Source organism: Neisseria sp. P0021.S006, assembly GCF_051956895.1.
In genome coordinates this window covers 1-861 of the sequence record NZ_JBQCWZ010000561.1, presented here as the reverse complement: position 1 = coordinate 861, position 861 = coordinate 1, and the positions used below count along the sequence as shown (strand labels likewise).

Genomic DNA, 861 nt, shown 5'->3' with positions numbered 1-861 from the left:
GGGTGGGTTTCGGCATAAGTCAGCGACAAGGTGCTGCCCCATGAGCCGCCGAAAACCAGCCATTTTTGAATACCGCGCATTTCGCGCACTTTTTCAATATCGGCAACCAAATCCCATTTGGTATTGTCTTCGATACAGGCATAGGGTTTGGAACGTCCGCAACCGCGTTGGTCGATAATAACGATGCGGAAATGCTCTGGATTGAAAAAGCCGCGACAGGCAGGTGATGCGCCTGCTCCGGGGCCGCCATGCAGGAAAATCACGGGGTGGCCATCAGGATTGCCTGATTCTTCCCAGTAGATCTCGTGAATGTCGGATACGCGCAAAAGGCCGCTATTTCGTGGTTCTTGAATCGGATGCATGAGCTTTCTCCTTTGTCTGATGAATATGTTGATTGTAACACTTTGCCTTCTGATTTTTCAGACGGCCTACATAGGTTTGGCGCCATAAATGGCGTAAAATACCACTTTTTTGACAGGATTATTTATGTCTGACAACAAACAAACACATGCTGCACCCGAAGGACAACTTTTATTGCGTACGGTAGCCATGCCGCGTGATACCAATCCTAATCAGGATATCTTCGGCGGCTGGATTATGTCGCAAATGGATCTGGGCGGCGGTATTTTGGCGGCAGAAATCGCACAGGGACGAATTGTAACCGTGGCTGTTCAAGAAATGAATTTCATCAGACCGGTAAAGGTCGGCAACGTCGTGTGCTGCTACGGTCATTGCGTCCGAGTAGGCAATACTTCTTTGCAACTGAAAATCGAAGTGTGGGTGAAGACTTTGATGAACGATATGGTAACGGAAGACCGTCAACTGGTCACCGAAGCCGTGTTCACTTACGTCGCCATCGAT

The 861-nt window shown here is 49.0% G+C and carries 2 protein-coding genes; one reads left to right on the top strand and one right to left on the bottom strand.

What is annotated here, in order from left to right:
* A partial coding sequence (locus ACTHUM_RS15695) for an alpha/beta fold hydrolase (RefSeq protein WP_440403377.1) occupies positions 1 to 362 on the bottom strand: 362 nt, incomplete at its 3' end.
* A gap of 124 nt (positions 363 to 486) precedes the next feature.
* Between ACTHUM_RS15695 and yciA the strand changes: the two genes are divergently transcribed.
* On the top strand, positions 487 to 861 hold a 375-nt coding region (gene yciA / locus ACTHUM_RS15690; RefSeq protein ID WP_440403376.1), incomplete at its 3' end, for an acyl-CoA thioester hydrolase YciA.